General features: G+C 59.8%; 8 protein-coding genes. 5 read left to right on the forward strand and 3 right to left on the reverse strand.

Translation table 11 applies throughout. The features are described 5' to 3' along the window. Window positions 1–58: 58 nt before the first annotated feature. Together CBW65_RS18625 and CBW65_RS18635 are read left to right on the forward strand one after the other, a co-directional pair. Window positions 59–12,937: a non-ribosomal peptide synthetase gene (locus CBW65_RS18625; protein WP_198299656.1), complete on the forward strand. Its 12,879-nt coding sequence runs from the start codon at window positions 59–61 to the stop codon at window positions 12,935–12,937. Between the two features lie 304 nt (window positions 12,938–13,241). Beyond that, a complete protein-coding gene (locus tag CBW65_RS18635) occupies window positions 13,242–13,568 on the forward strand; it encodes a hypothetical protein (RefSeq protein ID WP_087458106.1) in 327 nt (108 codons plus the stop codon). Window positions 13,569–13,607: 39 nt separating this feature from the next. Here the strand turns inward: CBW65_RS18635 and CBW65_RS18640 are convergent, their stop codons facing one another. From CBW65_RS18640 to CBW65_RS18650, 3 genes are read right to left on the reverse strand one after another with little or no spacing between them, the layout of a single operon-like run. Continuing rightward, window positions 13,608–14,285 carry a hypothetical protein gene (locus CBW65_RS18640; protein WP_087458107.1) on the reverse strand — a complete coding sequence of 226 codons (678 nt, stop codon included), beginning with the start codon at window positions 14,283–14,285 and terminating at the stop codon, window positions 13,608–13,610. A gap of 12 nt (window positions 14,286–14,297) precedes the next feature. After that, window positions 14,298–14,792: a DUF6188 family protein gene (locus CBW65_RS18645; RefSeq protein ID WP_332457821.1), complete on the reverse strand. Its 495-nt coding sequence runs from the start codon at window positions 14,790–14,792 to the stop codon at window positions 14,298–14,300. Between the two features lie 10 nt (window positions 14,793–14,802). After that, a complete protein-coding gene (locus CBW65_RS18650) occupies window positions 14,803–15,633 on the reverse strand; it encodes a DUF2935 domain-containing protein (RefSeq protein ID WP_087458109.1) in 831 nt (276 codons plus the stop codon). A 189-nt stretch (window positions 15,634–15,822) separates the two neighbouring features. On the opposite strand from CBW65_RS18650, the gene CBW65_RS18655 reads away from it, so the two are divergent. The 3 genes from CBW65_RS18655 to CBW65_RS18665 are packed head-to-tail and all read left to right on the forward strand — an operon-like array spanning window position 15,823 to window position 19,411. Beyond that, a complete protein-coding gene (locus CBW65_RS18655; protein ID WP_087459293.1) occupies window positions 15,823–17,232 on the forward strand; it encodes a spore germination protein in 1,410 nt (469 codons plus the stop codon). Continuing rightward, complete coding sequence (locus CBW65_RS18660; protein WP_087458110.1) at window positions 17,232–18,332, forward strand: GerAB/ArcD/ProY family transporter; 1,101 nt, start codon at window positions 17,232–17,234, stop codon at window positions 18,330–18,332. Before CBW65_RS18655 ends, CBW65_RS18660 begins: the two co-directional genes overlap by 1 nt. Further along, window positions 18,329–19,411: a Ger(x)C family spore germination protein gene (locus CBW65_RS18665; RefSeq protein ID WP_087458111.1), complete on the forward strand. Its 1,083-nt coding sequence runs from the start codon at window positions 18,329–18,331 to the stop codon at window positions 19,409–19,411. Before CBW65_RS18660 ends, CBW65_RS18665 begins: the two co-directional genes overlap by 4 nt. The last annotated feature ends 113 nt before the right edge of the window (window positions 19,412–19,524 follow it).

Raw genomic sequence — 19,524 nt, forward strand, 5'->3', positions numbered from 1 at the left:
ATTTTCAAATGTGTAGAATTTAATGAATAACTCGAATCTGAAAAGTGGGGGCTGGGTCATGACGGTGTCGGAACTCCTCAAGCGGAGAGCTGCCGAGCAGGGCGGGCAGACGGCGTATGTATTTTTGACGGAAGACGGAACGGAGATTGGGTGTACATACGGAGAACTTGACCGCAAAGCGCGGCAATGGGCTGCGTTTTTGCAGGAAAGGGGTGCGTTCGGGGAACGCGCCTTGCTGTTGTATCCGCCGGGGCTGGAATATATCGCGGCGTTTTTTGGCTGCCTGTATGCAGGCGTGATCGCAGTGCCCGCATATCCGCCGCGCGCCAACGGCAATTTGGGTCGTTTGCAGGCGGTGGTGCAGGATGCGCAGGCGCGGTTTGCGCTGACGACGCCGGGGATCTTCCGGAGCGTGGAGTCGCGCTTTGGCGGTAACCCGGAACTGCAGCAGCTGGAATGGCTGGTCCCGGATGCGGAACTGAACGGGCTGGAAGAGCGGTATGCGGCACCAGTGATGTCAAGAGACGATCTTGCCTTTTTGCAGTACACATCAGGCTCGACGTCGCGGCCAAAAGGGGTCATGCTGACCCATGGCAATCTGCTGCATAACCTCGGGGAGATCGAGCGGAATTTTGGCACGTCGGCGGAAGACCGCTGTGTGATCTGGCTGCCTCCGTATCATGACATGGGGCTGATCGGCGGGATTTTGCAGCCTTTGTTTACGGGGTATCCGGTGACCTTGATGGCGCCGGTCGATTTTATTCAAAAGCCGCTGCGGTGGCTGGAAGCGATCTCGCGCACGGGGGCGACGGTCAGCGGCGGGCCGAATTTTGCGTATGAGCTGTGCCTGCAGAAAATCACGCCGGAGCAGCGCGATACGCTCGACCTGAGCAAGTGGGAGATCGCGTTTACCGGGGCTGAGCCTGTAAGGGCGGAGACGCTTGAGAAGTTTGCAGCGTATTTTGCGCCGTGCGGGTTTCGGAAGGAAGCGTTTTATCCGTGCTACGGGCTGGCAGAAGGGACGCTTTTTGTGGCCGGGGGCTTGAACAAAGCAGCTCCGGTCGTGCAGGCGTTCGAACGGGATGAACTAAAGGAGAACCGGGCGGTTGAAGGCGGCGAACTGGAGCTGGTGAGCTGCGGGCGGCCGGATGTGCTGGGGCAGAACGTGCGGGTTGTCGACCCGGAGACGGGCGTGCCGTGCGCGGACGGGGCTGTTGGCGAGATTTGGGTCGCCGGGCTTAGCGTGGCGCAAGGGTATTGGCAGCAGCCTCAGTTGACGGAAGACGTGTTTGGCGTGCATCTGGCATCGGGGGAAGGGCCGTTTTTGCGGACGGGAGATCTGGGCTTTGTGTCGGCGGGCGAGCTGTATGTGACCGGGCGGCAGAAGGACCTCGTGATCATTCGCGGGCGCAACTATTACCCGCAGGATGTCGAGTTTGCCGTGCAGTCGGCGCACCCGGCGGTGATGAACAGCAACGGGGCGGCTTTCTCGGTCGATGTGGACGGGGAAGAGCGGCTGGTGGTCGTGCAGGAGATCGAGCGGGCGCACCGCAAGGCCGATCTGGAAGCGGTGGTGCAGGCGGTCAGACAGAAGGTGGCGGAGGAGCAGGAACTGCAAGCGTATGCGGTCGTGCTGCTGAAGCCGGTGTCGATTCCCAAGACGTCGTCGGGCAAAGTGCAGCGCCATCTGTGCCGCGAGCGGTTCCTGGAAGGGACGCTGGAAGCGGTGCATGCCAGCGTGCTGGGCGCAGCGGAGCAGGATGCGGCCGCTTCGCAAGCGGTCGACGGGCAGGAGCCGGGCTTGTTGAGCCGTGAGGAGCTGCTTGGCTTGACCGAGGATGAAGCGCAGGCGGCGCTGACCGCGTACCTGTCGACCAAGGCGGCAGAAGCGCTGCGCTGTGGTGCGCAAGAGATTGATGTGGAGCAGCCGCTGACCGCCTTGGGAATGGACTCGATCGCGGCGGTGGAGTTGCAGCACGCGGTGGAAGAGGAGTTTGGTGTTGAATTAGCTCTCGTGGAGCTGCTGGAAGGGTTGACGGTTGCGGGATTGTCGGCAGAGGTTTTGAAGAAGATAGAGTCTTCTCAGAAACCAAGCGCACTTGTAGAAACAACAACTATTGCTCAACAGACCGCGCTTACCCACGGCCAACGGGCCTTGTGGTATTTGCAGCGCCTCGCGCCGGAGAGTGCGGCGTACAACATCGCGCGGGCGGCGAAACTGACCGGGACTTACGATGTGGATCGCCTGCGGTTGGCGTTTGAAAAGCTGGCCGGGCGGCATGAACTGCTGCGCTCGCTGGTGACGGTGCAGGATGGGGAGCCGGTGTTTACACTGCACGGGGCGTCCGAAGTGCCGTTTGTTGTGGTGGACGCGAAGGCGTGGACGGCAGAAGAACTGCAACACGCTCTGCAGGCAGAAGGAGACCGCCCATTTGAGCTGGATGCGGAGTTCCCGCTGCGGGCTGTGCTCTACCTGCGATCGGAGCAGGAAGCGGCGCTGCTGCTGGCGGTGCATCACATCGTGTCCGACTTCTGGTCGCTTGGCGTGCTGATGAAAGACTTGCAGGCACTCTATAGCGGCGAAGAACTGCCAGCGCCGCGCCGCACGTTTGCTGATCATGTGCAGGAGGAGACTGCGCTGCTTGACGGCACGCGCGGACAGAACATGCGCAAGTACTGGCTGGAGCAGTTGCAGGGCAAAACATCTGCGTTCAACCTGCCGACCGACTTTTCGCGCCCGCCCGTCGAGACGTTCGAAGGGGCGGCGGTGCCGTTCCGCTTGTCGCCGCAATTGACCGAAGCGCTGCGCACACTAGCTAAGGAGCAGAACGTCACGCTGCAAATGGTGCTCTTAGCTGCGTTCCAAACGCTCTTGCATCGCTACACCGGGCAAGAGGAACTTCTGGTCGGCACACCGGCTGCGGGCCGTAACAGCGCGAAAAACGCGGAGCTGATCGGCTACTTCGTCAACCCGGTCGTGCAGCGCGCCGATTTTTCCGCACATCCGACGTTTGCAGCGTTCCTGCAAGCGGTGCGCCGCACAGTGCTCGGCGGGCTGATGCATCAGGAATATCCGCACCCGCTGCTGGCTCAAGAGCTGGGCGCGGACCGCGACCCGAGCGACCCGCCTCTGTTACAGGTGATGTTCACCTATCAAAAATCGCATCTGGCCGAGCTTGGCGCCTCGTTTGCAAAATTTGCTCTGGGCGACGGCGGCGCAGAGCTGCCGTTTGGCGATCTGACGCTGGAAGCGGTCGCGCTGGAACAGAGATTTGTCCAGTCCGATCTGGCGCTGTCGGTCGCTGACACCGACGAAGGGCTGAGCGGACGCATTGAGTACAACACCGGTCTTTTCCTGCCGCAGACGGCGGAGCGCATGACCGGGCATTTGTCCACGCTGCTGGAGAGCCTGGCTCACGACCTGCACCAGCCGGTAGCGACGCTGGAACTGCTGACCGCAGCGGAGAAAGATCTGCTGCTCTACGGGCTGAACAACAAAGTCGCCCCATATCCGCACCACCTGACCGCCATGGACGTATTCGACGAGCAGGCCGTGCAAACGCCGGATGACCCGGCTGTCGTGTTCGCAGGGGCTTCCCTGTCGTACAAGGAACTGCAACAGCAAGCGAACCGCCTCGCGCACTATTTGCAGGCGAAAGGGGTCACACCAGGCCTCTTTGTCGGCTATTTCGGCGAGCGTACCCTCGACTGGGCGGTCGCGGTGCTGGCGATCTTCAAGGCAGGCGGAATCTACGTTCCGCTCGATCCTAAATATCCGCTGGAGCGTTTAGCCTTCATGATGGAAGACACCGAGCCGCAAGTCATGCTCACGTACTCCGACCTTGTCGGCAAACTGCCGACACACACTTCGCATCTCGTCTGCTTGGATGCCGACCGCGACGAGATCGCGGCAGCGAGCGCAGACGCGGTGCCAAGCGGCGTGACGCCTGACGATGTGGCGTATGTCATCTTCACCTCCGGCTCCACCGGCCGCCCGAAAGGCGCGCAGGTCGAGCACAAAGGCATGCTCAACCACCTGCTGGCGAAAGTCGATGAGCTGGAAGTCACCGCGCAGGACAAAATTGCGCAAAACTCCTCCCAATGCGTCGACATCTCCGTCTGGCAGCTGTTGACGGCGTGGATGACCGGGGCGGAAACGCACATTTTGCCTGATGAAGTGGCATTTGACCCATCTCGTCAGCTCGACGAGATGGAAGCGATGCAACTGACCATCGTCGAGACGGTGCCGTCGCTTTTGCGTGCGATGATCGAAGAAGTTGGGGAGCGCGAGACGGCACCCGAACTGTCTGCTCTGCGCTGGATGATCCCGAACGGGGAAGTCCTGCCGCCTGAGCTGTGCCGCCAATGGCTGGCTTACTATCCGCAGGCTTGGCTGATCAACGCGTACGGGCCGACCGAGTGCTCCGACGATGTGACACACCACTTTATCAAAACGCCGCCGGGTCAGGACGTGACCAACGTGCCGATCGGCCGCGTGATTCCGAATATGAAGCTGTACGTGCTCGACGCCGCGATGCAGCTCGTGCCGCTTGGTGTGCCGGGCGAACTGCACATCGGCGGCATCGGAGTTGGCCCTGGCTATCTGAAGAATCCGGAGCGCACCGCGCAGTCGTTCCTGCCCGACCACATCTCCGGAAAGCCGGGCGCACGGCTGTACAAGACGGGCGATCTGGTGCGCTATCGTGCGGATGGTCTACTGGAATTCCTCGGACGGATCGACAACCAAGTGAAGATTCGCGGCTTCCGCATCGAAATCGGCGAGATCGAAACGGTGATCCTCAAGCACCCGGCCGTAATCGAGACGGTCGTGGTCGCACGCGAAGTGAAGCCGGGCGACAAGCGTCTGGCCGCCTACCTCGTCGCCAAGCCGGACGAGACGGTCACGCAGCGCGAGATGCGCAGCTTCGTGCGGGAAAAATTGCCGGAGCACATGGTGCCGTCCGCATTTGTACTGCTCGAAGCGATGCCGCTGACCGCCAATGGCAAGATCAACCGCCGGGCGCTGCCCGACCCGGATTTTGCCTTGCTCGATGACGGGACGTTTGTCGCGCCGCGCAATGCGCTGGAAGAGCAGGTCGCTGCTGTTTGGGCGGAAGTGCTGGGCGCGGAGCAGGTTGGCGTTCATAACCACTTTTTCCTGCTCGGCGGGCACTCGCTCTTGGCGACACAGGTCGTGTCGCGCGTGAACAAGGCGTTTGGCGTGCAGGTGCCGCTGCGCGTCCTGTTCGAAGCGCCAACCGTCGCCGAATTCTCGCAAAAGCTGGCCGGGCTGCTGCAGGCCGACACGGAGACGGCCGACCCGATTTTGCCGATCGAACGCACGGGTCAACTTCCGCTGTCGTCCGCTCAGCAGCGCTTGTGGATGCTGGAGCAGATGAATCCGCAGTCGGCGTTCTACAACATCCCGCATGCGCTGCGTCTGCGCGGCGAACTGGATCAGGCGGCGCTCGTGCGGAGTCTGCAAAAGATCGTGGAGCGCCACGAAGTTCTGCGCACCACGTATGGCGAACAAGGCGGACAAGCGGTGCAGCATGTGGCAGCATCGGCGCACGTCGAACTGCCGCTCACAGATCTCAGCACGCTTGAAGCGGACGTGCGCGAAGCTGAGGCACAACGTCTGGCGCAGGAGCATGGCCGCCAGCCGTTCGACCTCGCCGCCGGTCCGGTGATTCGTTTCGGGCTGCTGCGTTTGAGTGAGCAGGAACACCAGCTTTTGTTCAACGTCCACCACATCGCATTTGACGGCTGGTCGGTCGGGCTGTTGATCGAGGAGCTGGCCGCGCTGTACGGCGCATTTGTGCGCGGGGAGGAAACTGCTCTGCCGCCGCTTTCGATCCAGTATGCAGACTATGCCGCCTGGCAGCAGCAGCGGCTGGAAGCACCGGCGCTGACCCGCCAGCTCGACTACTGGAAAGAGCAGTTGAGCGGCGAACTGCCCGTGCTGCAACTTCCGCTCGACCGACCGCGCCCGCCGGTGCAGACGCATGACGGCGCAATCGAGCGGTTTGCGCTGGATGCTGCGCTGACCGAGCGGCTGGAAGCGTTGTCGCAGCGCCATGGCGTGACGCTGTTCATGACCTTGCTCGGCGCGTATCAGACGCTCCTCGCTCGCTACAGCGGCCAAGATGACATCCTAGTCGGCACCCCGATTGCCGGGCGCGGACGCGGCGAGACGGAAGGGCTGATCGGCTTTTTCGTCAACACGCTGGTCATGCGCACCGACTTCTCGGGCAACCCGACGTTTGCCGACGTGCTGCAGCGTGTGAAACAAACGGCGCTTGGCGCCTACGAGCACGAAGAAGTCCCGTTTGAAAAATTGGTCGAAGAGCTGCTCCCGGAGCGCAACCGCAGTGTGTCGCCCTTGTTCCAGACGATGTTTGTCCTGCAAAACGCGCCGGGCACCGAGCTGCGCCTCGAAGGCTTGAGCGTCGAGCGCGTCGATGTCGAGACGAACACGGCCAAATATGACCTGACGCTGGCTCTTCACGAAGGGGAGCAGGGGCTGACCGGGGAGATCGAGTACAACACGCGCCTGTTCGACCGCGCAACGATTGTGCGTCTGGCAGGACATTTCAGAACGCTCGTCAAGGCGATTGCAGAAAATGCGGCTCTGCCCGTCTCCGATCTGCCACTGCTGACAGCAGCGGAATCCAACCAAATCCTTGTCGAGTGGAACGCGACCGAAGGAGAGTATCAAAACGTCTGCGTCCATCAGCTCTTCGAACAGCAGGCAGTGCGCCGTCCCGAGCATCCGGCGCTCCAGTACCGCGATCAGGTCTTGACTTATGCGGAGCTGAACGCCCGGGCCAACGTCCTCGCCCGCAAGCTGCAGGGGCTTGGAGTCGGCCCGGAGCAGGTGGTGGGACTGTTCCTCGAACGCACCCCGGATGTGGTGATCGCGATGCTCGCCGTCTTCAAAGCGGGCGGGGCGTATCTGCCGCTCGATCCGGGTTATCCGGAAGACCGCTTGAGCTTCATGATTGCGGATGCGGCGCCGAAACTGATTTTGACGCATGAAAAACACCTCGCCGTCCTGCCGCATCAAGGGACGAACGTGCTGCTGCTCGACGAGGCGGCGTTCTCCGGTGCGGATGCTGGCAATCTGGACTTGGAAGTCGCGCCGGACAATCTCGCCTACATCATCTACACGTCCGGCTCCACGGGGCGCCCGAAAGGCGTGCTGATCGAACACAGCGGGGTCATCAACCAAATCACCGACCCGGGGCATCTGTTCCACGAAGACGATCGCGTGCTGCAGACGATCTCGATCAATTTTGACGCGTCCGTTCAAGAGCTCTTCATCACGCTGAGCCACGGGGGGACAGTGGTGATCGCACACGAGGAAGTGCGGATGCCGGGGCGGGAGATGTCCCGCTTCCTGCAGGAGCAGAAGATCACGCGTCTCTTCATCGGGGTCTCGGCGCTGACGGCGATCCCGGAGGCAGACTATCCGGAGATCAAAGTGGTGTCGACTGGCGGGGAAGCTGTGCCGCCGGAGCTGATCAACCGCTGGTCGAAGGGGCGGATTGTGCAAAACCAATACGGCCCGACCGAAGCGACGGTCAGCGCGACGTGTGCAAATTACGTAAGCGTCACCGACCTGCGCTCGACCGACATCGGCAGCCCGCTGCGCAACAAAAAGATGTACATCGTCGACCGTCAGTTCAACCCCGTGCCGATCGGTGTGCAAGGCGAACTGCTCATCGGCGGCACAGGTCTGGCGCGGGGCTACTTGAACCGCCCTGACCTGACCGCTGAAAAGTTCATTCCGAACCCGTTTGCCGAGGGTGAGCGCGTCTACCGCACCGGCGACGTTGTGCGCTGGCTCCCGAACGGCCGGATCGAGTATCTCGGCCGCTCCGACAACCAGATCAAGCTGCGCGGCTTCCGCATCGAGCTCGGCGAGATCGAAACGGTATTGGGCCTGCATCCGTCGATCCTCGAAGCGGTCGTGCTCGTCCACGAAAGCGACAAAGGGATCAAGAGCCTCGCCGCTTATGTCGTGTTCAAAGCGGGGCAGAAGCACTCTGTGGCAGACTTGCGCAGTTTCCTCAAAGAAACTCTGCCTGACCACATGATTCCGTCTGCGTTCGTGTTCCTCGATGCCTTGCCGGTCAACCGTAACGGCAAGATCGACCGCCATGCCTTGCCGAAGCCGGAGAACACGCACGAAGCAACACAGGTGGTCCCGCCGCGCAACGCTTCGGAAGCAAAAGTTGCCGGGGTCTTCGCCGAAGTGCTGGGCATGACTGCGGTGAGCGTGGACGACAACTTCTTTGAAATCGGCGGACATTCGCTGCTGGCGACCCAAGTGATCTCCCGTCTCCAAGCGGAGTTTGGCCAAGAGATCCCGCTGCGCACCTTGTTCCAGTCGCCGACCGTGGCCGAACTGTCCGAGGTGTTGACCACAACACAGGCAGGCGGTCAGCAAGCGCCGCCGATGCAGCCCGTTTCGCGCGATGAGCTGCTCCCGCTGTCCTTTGCCCAGCAGCGGCTCTGGGTGCTGGAGCAGTTAGCGCCGGGCACAGCGCTCTACAACATGCCGGGAACGGTGCGCCTGACGGGCGAACTGAACCGCGCAGCCTTGCAGCACAGTTTGCAAACGATCGTTGAGCGCCACGAAGCGCTGCGCACTTCCTTCCGCACGGAAAGCGGCGGCGGTGCGGTGCAGGTGATCGCCGACACGCTGGCGGTTGAAGCGATGTACGAAGACGTCTCGCATCTTGCCGAATCGGAAGTCCTGCAACAGATCCGCACGGAGATGGAAACGCCGTTCGACCTGACCCAAGGGCCGCTCGTGCGCTTCCGACTGCTGCAGACGCAGGAAGCTGAGCATTTGCTCGTACTGAATATGCACCACATCGTCACTGACGGCTGGTCCATGGGCCTGTTCATCGCCGAGCTGGCCGAGCTGTACACCGCATTTGTCGAAGAACGCAACGCCGAACTGCCCGAACTGCCGGTGCAATATGCGGACTTCAGCGTCTGGCAGCGCAACTGGCTGGAAAGCGGCGTGCTGGAAGGGCAGCTGTCATACTGGAAAGAAGCGCTGGCGAACCTGCCTGTGCTCCAGCTGCCGACCGACCGTCCGCGCCCGCACGTGCAGTCGCACGCCGGAGGATCGGAGACGTTTACGCTGTCACCTGACGTGACAGCGGGCCTGCACGCGCTGAGCAAGCGCCACGATGTGACCTTGTACATGACGCTGCTCAGCGCCTTCCAGACCTTGCTGATGCGCTGGAGCGGGCAGGAGGACATCGCCGTCGGCTCGCCGATCGCCGGACGCAACCAGCTGGCGACAGAGCACCTGATCGGATTTTTCGTCAACACGCTTGTCCTGCGCACCGACTTGTCGGGAGCGCCGAGTTTTGCCGAACTGTTAGGCCGCGTCCGCGAGGCGGCGATGGCGGCGTACGACCATCAGGATGTGCCGTTTGAACGCCTCGTCGAAGAGCTGCAGCCGGAGCGCGACTTGAGCCGTCCGCCGCTGGTGCAGGCGATGTTTGCACTGCAAAACGCGCCGCTGCACCGCGCCGAGCTGCCCGGTTTGGAACTTGCGCCGCTGCTTGTCGAAGAGACGTTTGCCAAATTTGACTTGACCTTGTCGATGGGGGAGAGCGAAGGAACCTTGACCGGCACGCTGGAATACGCGACCGCTCTCTACGACCGCGAGACGATGCGCCGCCTGATCGGACATTTCGAAACGCTGCTCCAGGCTGTCATCGAACATCCCGAACAAAAGGTCACCGAACTGCCCTTGCTCACCTGGCCGGAGCGCGACCTGCTGCTGAACGGCTGGAACAACACGCGCACCGATTATCCGCAAGAGCTGTGCATCCATCAGCTCTTCGAGCAGCAGGCAGCCGAAACGCCCGATGCGGTCGCGCTGACTTTCCAAGGCGAGCACATGACTTATCGCGAGCTCGACGAGCAGGCGAACTCCCTTGCCCGTTACCTGCAACAGAACGGTGTCGCGCCGCATGACCGGGTCGGCCTCGCCGCAGAACGCTCGTTTGAGATGATCATCGGCATGCTCGCCGTGTTAAAAGCGGGCGGGGCGCTCGTCGCACTCGACCCGAACTATCCGCAGGAGCGCCTCGCCTACTTGATGCAAGACTCAGGCGTGCGCCTGCTGCTGACCCAAGCCCATCTCACCGGCCAGCTTCCGGCGCATGACGCCAAAGTGATCCTGCTCGATGCGGACGCTGAACAGTATGCCAAGCAAAGCGCAGCGCCGCTGCCTTGCGCCTTGACCGCAGACGATGTGCTGCACGTCATTTACACCTCAGGTTCCACCGGGCAGCCAAAAGGTGTTCTGGTGCCGCATCGCGGTCTGGCGCGCCTGTTCAAGAACAACCCGACGGTCGGCTATCAACGGGGGGAGACGGCCTTGCAATTCTCCTCGATCTCATTTGACGCCGCCGGAATGGAGATCTGGGGCAGCCTGTTAAACGGCATGCGTCTGGTGCTCTTCCCGCCGTATCTGCCGTCGCTTCACGAACTCGGCACGACGATTCGGGAAGAGGGGATCACCCTGCTCTTCCTGACCACCGCCTTGTTCCATCAGGTGGTCGACGAGTGCATCGCCGACCTGCAAGGCGTGAAGCAGTTCATCATCGGCGGGGAAGCGATGTCGGCCGCCCACGCCAACAAAGTGGTCACGCAGCTGCCGAACGCCCGTCTGACCAACCTGTACGGCCCGGCCGAAGGGTCGATCTACGCGACGGCCTTCCAAGTGCATCTGGCCGGACAGCCATTGCCGGTCGTGCCGATCGGCCATGCGGTCGCCAACGCGCAAGTTTACGTGCTTGATGCCCATCGCCAGCTGTTGCCGGTCGGCGTGCCGGGCGAGCTGTATATCGGCGGGGACGGGGTGGCCCACGGCTATCTCAACCAGCCGGAGCTGACGGCGGAGCGCTTCCTGCCGCATCCGTTCAGCGCGAACCCGGCCGACCGCCTGTACCGCACAGGTGACAACGTGCGCCGACTGCCGGACGGGAACATCGAGTTCCTCGGCCGCCTCGACCATCAGGTGAAAATTCGCGGGTTCCGCATCGAGCTGAACGAGATCGAGAGCATCCTCGGACGGTTGGCGGGCGTGCAGGAGAATCTCGTCCTGCTCCTCGACGGCAAACTGGTTGCTTATGTCGTGCCGGCTCCGGAGGCAGCGCTTACCGCGAGCACTCTGCGCGCCGAACTCAAACAGCGCGTGCCAGGCTATATGGTGCCGTCGGCCATCGTGCTGCTGCCCGCACTGCCGCTCACGCAAAACGGCAAAGTCGACCGCCGGGCCTTGCCTGCGCCCGACGCTTCCGCTTTTGGCGGCGAAGGGACATACACTGCGCCGCGCAATGAGACGGAGGAGCAGCTGGCCGAAATCTGGCAGGACTTATTGAAAGTGGAGCAGATCAGCATCCACGACAGCTTCTTCGAGCTCGGCGGGCACTCGCTGCTCGCCACGCAGGCGATCTCCCGCGTCAACGAGCGATGGAGCCTGCAACTGCCCCTGCGCGCGCTGTTCGAAGCGCCGTCGGTGGCCGCTTTGGCCGAAACGATTCTGCAGTTGCAAGTGAATGGCGGGGAAGCAGTGCTTCCGCCGATCGTGCCGATCGACCGCAGCGGCAAGCTCGTGCCGACGTTTAACCAACAGCGCGTCTGGGAGCTCGACCGGATGGACCCGGGGACACCGGCGTACAACGTGCCCTCGGCGCTGCGCTTTACCGGCGATCTCAACGTCGCGGCGCTGGAGCGGAGCTTCAACGAGATCATCAGACGCCATGAGTCGCTGCGCACCGCGTTTGGCGAAGATGAGAACGGCGTGTATCAATTCGTCGTGCCGTACAGCTACCTGACGATCCCGGTGCAAGACCTGCGCAGTCTGCCCCATGAACAAAAAGAGGCGGAAGCGGCGCGCCTGCTCACTCAGGTGGCGGAGACCCGCTTCGATCTGACCACAGGCCCGCTGTTCACGACACTGCTCGTGCAGGTCGGGGAAGGCGACTACATCTGGTCGGTCAACATCCACCACATCGTCACGGACGGCTGGTCGATGGGCATCTTCTCCCGCGAGTTGGCGGCGCTGTACACCGCGTTTGCTTCTGGCGCAGACTCGCCTTTGCCGGAGCTGAACATCCAGTTTGCCGACTATGCGGCGTGGCAGCGCAACTGGCTGCAAGGCGAAGCGCTGGACACGAAACTCGCGTATTGGGAGCAGCAGCTTGGCGGTATGGCATCACAGCAGTACCCGACCGACCTCCCGCGCCCGGAAAAGATGAGCAAGCGCGGCAAAACGCTGCGCTTCGACCTGACGCCGGAGCTGACCCGTGCGGTCAACGAACTGAGCGCGAAGGAAGGCGTCACGCTGTTCATGACCTTGATGAGCGCATACCAACTCTTGCTGTCCCGCCTGAGCGGTCAGGAAGACATCGTCGTCGGCTCGCCGGTGGCGAACCGCTACCGCCAGGAGACGGAAAAGCTGATCGGCTACTTCATCGGCAACATCCCGATGCGCGGCGATCTGTCCGGCGACCCGACCGTGCAGAGCCTCCTGCAGCGCATCCGCCGCTCCACGCTGGGGGCGTACGAACACCAGATGGTGCCGCAGTACCTGATCTCCAAGCGTCTGCAGACTACAACCGCGCTTTACAATTCGCTGTTCATTCTGCAGAACATGCCGCTGGAGCAGCCCGACTTGCCGGGCGTGGTGACGACGGTGATCGCGCCGGAGATGGACGTGGCCAAATTCGACCTGTCGATGACGATGATCGAAGCGGACGGACGCCTGCAGGGCTATCTCGAGTTCAGCACCGATCTCTATCTAGTCTCGACGGCGGAGCGTTTGATGAAGCAATACGCAGCGATTTTGGCAGCGTTTGTGGGAGACCCCTCGCAGCCGATTTCGAAAATTGAGATCTAACGGAACATGCAAAAAAATCCAGCTCCCAACGCTGGATTTTTTTGCTATTCTAAAGGAAACGAAGTGCAAGGAGATCTGCCCATGCCGACATTCATCGGTGACATTCATGGTCAATACGACAAAATGATCACAAACCTCCGTGCGGACGTCCTGATCGACGAGACAGGGAAGTGGAGCGGAGGAACGCGCCGGAGGCTCTTGTTGTGTATGCAGGAGGAGCCTGCATCAACGTGGATGGCGGACTGTATTTCGAGCGGGCGGGATTCGTGTATCGAATCTGACCGCGTGTGAACGAGCCAAACAATTGGAGGAGAACAAACTGAGAAACAAAAAGGCATTTTCCATTCTATTAAGCACACAACTGCTCTTCGTACTGCTGCTTGCGCCATGGTTCTTATTCGCCGGGCTGTCTGTGATGATGTTTGACAGCCCGGGCTCTGAAAAAGACCCGACAACGCTGATCATCTTTTTCACGATTCTGGCCTATCCGCTGGGGCTGTTGGTCAGCATCATCACCAGTTGGATCTCCTACGCACGCCGCAAAGACACGCTGGCCTACTGGTGCAACAGCATTCCGCTGTTCTGGGTGGTCCCGATTGGACTGTTCTGGGGCTATGCGCTGCTTTTCTAGAGCATACAAAAAAGAGAGTCCGTCAAGTGACGGACTCTCTTACTGTTTCGGCATCTTTTGCTGCCGGTACCACGCCAGAAAGGCGAGGAACGGAATCTTGTCGGCGATCGAATCGTACTCCTGGTACCCTTTGCGGAAGAAGTAATACCCGACGAGACTCAACACCAGCAGGTGGATCGAATAATACTCAAACGGAGCGCCAATCACGGCGTGCACCAGCAGTTCCAGCACCAGATAAATCGCGTACGACAAGCCAAGCAGCGCCAGCGACCGCATCATGTTGGCGAGGGCGAGGAACACATCGCGCTTGGTCATCTTGTCTGAGACCGGGGAGAAGGCGAGATTGAACAGCTCCGGGTCGTTCGGATGCACCGTCCGCCCGTAAAAGTCGGACAGGGCTTCCAAGATCGCTTCGCTCATGTCATTGGTGAAACGCATTTTCGTCTTGCGGCCTTCGAGCTGCCCTTTTTTGCGGCTCTTGCGGCGGCCGAATTGCAGCATCCAGCGCGTCAACGGTTCGCTTTCGATCCACCGCGACATCAAGGCGAGCAGCTGTCCGGCGATATATCCGATGACGAGCATCACGGCAAGCGCGCCGACCTGCAGGCCGTTGTCCCAGATCGGCAGCCACGGCGCTTCCTGCTCAACGATCGCCATCAGCAGGACGCCAGGGAACAGCACGGCGATAAAATCATAGATTTGAAGCGGCAAATTCAAGCCAAACCCTCCTTAACTCTCCTCCTGCACAAGCTCCGGCTCCCAAAAGGTATACCGGCCGCCCGGACCCGCGACCAAAAAGAAGCCGTCGGGACGCGTCAAGTGCCAGTTTTCCGTTTCGGAACAGGAACATAACACCTCAAGATACAAGTCCTGATCGAATTCCACCGTCAGATCGGACGGAAACTCCCGATGCAGCACCAGGGTCACCGTCCGCCCGACCAGATCCTCGGCGAGCCGCTGCAGCGCCTCTGGATCGTGCTTCCCATACAACATGTATTCCCGATTCCGCACCCTCCAAAAACATTCCACATGGAGACTGCCAAAACTAAATTTTATCTGAGGCGTGAGACTGTCTGTATCAACCGCCTTAACTGCTTGTCCCGCAAAAAGTGAAAAGTCGATTGCACTGTTCATTAGAACTACCTTCTTTTGGCATAGAGTCTCTTCATATCTTAACACTTTTCTGAACATGAGAATAGTAGAGAAAGTAAAAGCCGTCTTCATGCGCCGGTACTCAGCGCTTGAAAGACGGCTTGGTCAGCGAACACTCAGGAATCTGCAGATCGGGGGCAAACGCGCTCAGCTTGCGCAAAAAGTAACACGACTCCGGAAAATGATGTTCCAGAAAGCGCAAGGTCGTGTCGGTCAGCACCGTGCTGTTGCGGTAGCGCTCTGTGATCAGCTCCACAAACTGATAGAATTCGATCACCGCCGCCGCCACGTCGCGAACGAGCTGCTGCTGCGCCGGAAAGCCGGGCGGGGTAAAGCGCAAGAACTTGGTCATCTGCCCATGTTTCACCCACAGCGCCTGCATGCCGCGCTGGTACTCGGCCGTTTTTGCTTCCAGCGGTAGTTCCACCGGGTCGAAGGCGTCTTTTAACAGCTCGGCATGCCCGATCTGATCGATGATCCACAGCTGCAAGAGGGCGGGCAAAGACAATTCAGCCGGCTCTTGGCCCTGCACGTACGCGCTCAAGCGGCGCAGATACTCTTCCGCTTCATCCAGCGTTCCGTTGAAGTAAGACGGCGTGCGGTTCAGGATGACCCGGTTCAGAATGCGCAGGTTCTGCAGGTGGCCTTCAAACTGATAATAGGCAGACGTCACGCGCTGCGCTTCGACGGACAGCGCGATCATCTCCGGCGCATTGACCCCGAGCCGGGGATCGAGCCTCTCGACCCGTTCGCGCAGTGTGCGAAAGGCAGTCTGGTACGACAGGGCGACTTCCACCCACTGCGTTTCGGCTGACGACAGAAAATCGACCAGGAAATACGTGTGATCCTCCAGAATTTCCAGCCAAAAATGATGCTCTTCCCAAGGGCTCATCTGCGCTTGTGATCGTTTCATGCCAGCCCTCCTCTCCCGGAATTGCTCCCTACCATGAATATGCAGCGAAGGGCGGGGGAATGTGCGTGGAATACGGATGGGAAAAGAGGGGGATTTTAACAAAAACGACTGAGCAGGCAGGAGGCGAAACAGAAGTTGCGCCCGGAAATCTCGTTCGATCTCGCGGAGAATCTGCAGGAACTGGAAGCTATGTTTGGACAAAGCCCCGATCTGATCAACCATCAATTCAAGACCAAAACCGGGCAGGGGGCTGCGCTGGTCTATCTGGAAGGCTTGGTTGACAAGGTGACGGTCAACTCGCATATTCTGCATCCGCTGCTGCATGAGCTGCAGGGAAGTCAGACCCCGGTCGAGGTCATCTCGGCCGGGCAGACCAAGCCGCTGACACGTTTTACCGACCTCGAAACGGCGATCTTTCAAGGCAAAAGCGTGCTGCTGCTGCAAGGCGCGGCAGAAGCGGTGGAAATCGAGACCCAAGGCTGGCCGCAGCGGTCGATTCAAGACCCGCAGGCGGAGTCGACCCTGCGCGGCGCGCACCAAGGGTTTACCGAAACGGCCGGGCAAAACATCGCGCTGATCCGCCGCTACATTTCCAACCGCCGGCTGACGATCAAAAAGCTCACCGTCGGCGAGCGCAGCCAAACGATGCTTTATCTCGTCTATCTGTCCGACGTGGCGCGCCCAGAGATCTTGCAGGAGCTGGAGACGCGCATCCAAGCGATCAAAACGGATGCGATCCTCGCCACAGGCGAGCTGGAGCAGCGGATTGAAGACAATCCGTATACGCCGTTCCCGCAATTTCAGATCACGGAGCGCCCGGATGCCGCTGTGTCACAGATCCTGCAAGGCCGCATTGCCGTCATCGTCGACGGGTCGCCAAGCGCGTTGATCGGCCCGATGGTCTTTGTCTCTTTTTTCCAGTCATTAGATGATTACAGCGCCCGTTTTCTGCTCGCTTCTTTCATTCGGATCTTGCGTTTCACGGCGCTGTTGATCGCCATGTTTTTGCCTGCTCTCTATGTGGCGACGATCTCCTTTCATTATGAGATGCTGCCGCTCAACCTGCTGTTGTCGATCGGCGAGTCGCGTTCGAGAGTGCCGTTTCCGCCTTATCTGGAGGCGTTGATGATGGAGATCACGCTGGAGATGCTGCGCGAGGCGGGCGTTCGGCTCCCGGCGCCGATCGGCCAGACGGTCGGGATCGTCGGGGGCATCGTGATCGGGGAAGCTGCCGTCCAAGCGGGGTTTGTCAGCAATGTCATGGTCATCATCGTGTCGCTGACGGCGATCGCATCGTTTATCATCCCCAATCACGAGATGGCGGCGTCGGTGCGCCTGATCCGCTTTCCCTTGATGCTGCTCGCCGCCTTGTTTGGGATGATCGGGATCGTCGTTGGCATCATGGTCATCGCCGGGCACTTAGTCGCTTTGGAATCGCTTGGCGTACCTTACGGCAGCCCGATTGCGCCGACCCGCTTCAAGGACTGGAAAGACACGATCGTGCGTTTCCCGCTCTGGAAAATGAACGACCGGCCGCGCTCGACCCACCCGCTGCAGCAGCGGCGGCAGCGCCCTTCGCGCAAAAAAGGGGATGAGTGATGAAAAAGTACGCCTACAATGAGATCACGTATCGGCAATATGTGTTTTTTATCTACAAAACGCAGATCGGGATCGGCGTGCTGACCTTGCCGCGCGCTTTGAGCGAACAGGCCGGATCGGACGGGTGGATTCCGATCGTGCTCGGCTGGGCGGTCGTCGTGCTGGCCAGCGCCCTGATCATCTCCGTCATGAAAAAGCACCCGCAGGACACATTGTACGACCTGCTGCGCCGCTATTTCGGAAAATGGATTGGCGGCCTGTTCAGCATGCTCTGGGTGCTGTACGGCGCGCTGGCAGCCAGCGTCGTCCTCTATACGACGGTCAACATCATGCGGATGTGGATCATGCCGCAGACCTCGCCGTTTTGGATGATCGTTTTGCTGTCCTTCCCGCTGTATACGATCGGCCGCAACGGAGTGCGGGTGCTGGGCCGGTTTGCCGAGTTTGTGTACTTTTTTACGCTGTGGATGTACCCGCTGCTGCTCTATGCCGTTCCCGAATCGCGCCTGCTCCATCTCTTGCCGCTCTTTAAAGACGGCTGGAATCCGCTGATGGTGACATTTCAAACGACGATGCCCAGCTACCTTGGGTTTGAGATGGCATTTTTGCTGCATCCGTTCTTGAAAGAAAAACAGAAGGCGCTGCGCGGCGTGGTGACCGCGAGCACGATGACGATGTTACTGTATCTGTTTATTTTTATTTTGTGCACGACCTATTTTGGCCCTGAAGGAGTCAAACGCTACCTCTGGCCGACTTTGAATCTGATGAAGGCGGTCGAGCTGGAGGTTGTAGAGCGCTTTGAGATCTTTTTCCTGTCGTTTTATTACATCATCATCTCGATGACGATCATTCCGTATCTGTTTATGGCGGCGTTTGGCACCGCGCAGCTGATGGGCAAACAGGATCACAGCAGGCATTTGCTGGTGTTGCTCGGGCTGATCATTGTGCTCTCTGTCTTCTACCCGCTGAACTACGAGCAGGCGGAGCAGTGGACGACGACCTTTGGGATGGCGGGCATCGGATTCGCGTTTACGTTTCCGCTGCTGCTCTGGGGATATGTCACAATCAGCAGAAAGATGCGGGGAGGGAAGCCTTCATGAAGCGGAAGTTGATCCTTTTGCTGCTGCTGTTGGCGTTGCTCGCCACCGGCTGCGGAACGGAAGGGAAGTCGCTGGAGCAGATGTCGCTTTCGCTCGCCGCGGCGGTCGACGCCGATGAGAACGACCGATTGGTCATCTACCAGAGCAATCCGATCTTCTCGCAGACGGGGCAAGGGAAAAGCCATATTTTAAAGGTCGAGTCCGGCACCGTTCGCCAGGCCCGGGACCAGATGCAATTGATGTCGACCGGCACGATTCGCGGCGGGAAACTGCAGGTGATGCTGATCGGCAAAAAAGTGATCGAGACCCGATCGGCAGGCGCCTTTTACGACTCCTTTCTGCGTGACGCCAAAAATCCCAGCAATGTCACGATGGCGCTCGTCGACGGCCCGGTGAAAGAGATCATGATTTTTCGGCCGAAGGACCATCATCTCGGGTCTTTTGTGCATGAGTTGATCGAAACGGCGAACAAGGAAGGCAGCACAGTAGAAACGATGATCCGCCAATTGCACGATCAGGCCTTTGAGCCGGGCATCACCGCAGCGGTGGCCGAGATTGCGAAAAAGGGAAATACGATCGCTGTCAAAGGAACTGCCTTGCTGAACAAACAGGGTCTGTACGCAGGTTCTCTAAACCGGGAAGAAAGCTTGATGCTGTTGTTTTTACAGGATGAAGCAAAGCGCAAGGTCTCCTATTCGGTGGGAACCAAGGGACCGAGCATGAACATTGCCCTAAAGAAGCACAAAGTGCGAACCAACTGGTCAAACGGCGCGTTTCAGTTTGAGATCAAGCTGAAGTTCAACGCGGAGATCACCGAAGTGGTCGAAGATCGGTATCGGATGGAAAATGCGCAAGCGGTGGGGGCGCTGATCACCAAAGAGTTGCAGCAATCCTTGCAAAAACTGGTCGGGAAACTGCAGGAACTCCAGGTAGATCCGATTGGGCTCGGCCTCTATGCCCGAGCCAGCGAATACAAGCATTGGAAAACGGTGGAACACGACTGGCCCGCCGCATTTTCCAAAGCGAAGATCAAGGTCACCCCGGAAGTGACGATCGAGAATTATGGCGTGATCAAATAAACACCCGCGTGCGGGTGTTTTTATTTTAAACTGACTGTCCGATACGGAAAGGAGTTTTGTTGTATGATGAGAATAAATCAGTTTGAGTGTTATTTACAGTAAGGGTCTTTTCA

This window comes from Tumebacillus avium (assembly GCF_002162355.1).
Classification (GTDB): Bacteria; Bacillota; Bacilli; order Tumebacillales; family Tumebacillaceae; genus Tumebacillus_A; species Tumebacillus_A avium.

Bases quoted from the DNA above. Each gene is read 5' to 3' on its own strand.
- CBW65_RS18650 (WP_087458109.1), bottom strand. From the start codon at position 15,633: ATGAAACGATCACAAGCGCAGATGAGCCCTTGGGAAGAGCATCATTTT.
- CBW65_RS18665 (WP_087458111.1), top strand. From the start codon at position 18,329: ATGAAGCGGAAGTTGATCCTTTTGCTGCTGCTGTTGGCGTTGCTCGCC.
- CBW65_RS18660 (WP_087458110.1), top strand. From the start codon at position 17,232: ATGAAAAAGTACGCCTACAATGAGATCACGTATCGGCAATATGTGTTT.
- CBW65_RS18625 (WP_198299656.1), top strand. From the start codon at position 59: ATGACGGTGTCGGAACTCCTCAAGCGGAGAGCTGCCGAGCAGGGCGGG.
- CBW65_RS18655 (WP_087459293.1), top strand. From the start codon at position 15,823: ATGTTTGGACAAAGCCCCGATCTGATCAACCATCAATTCAAGACCAAA.
- CBW65_RS18645 (WP_332457821.1), bottom strand. From the start codon at position 14,792: ATGAAGACGGCTTTTACTTTCTCTACTATTCTCATGTTCAGAAAAGTG.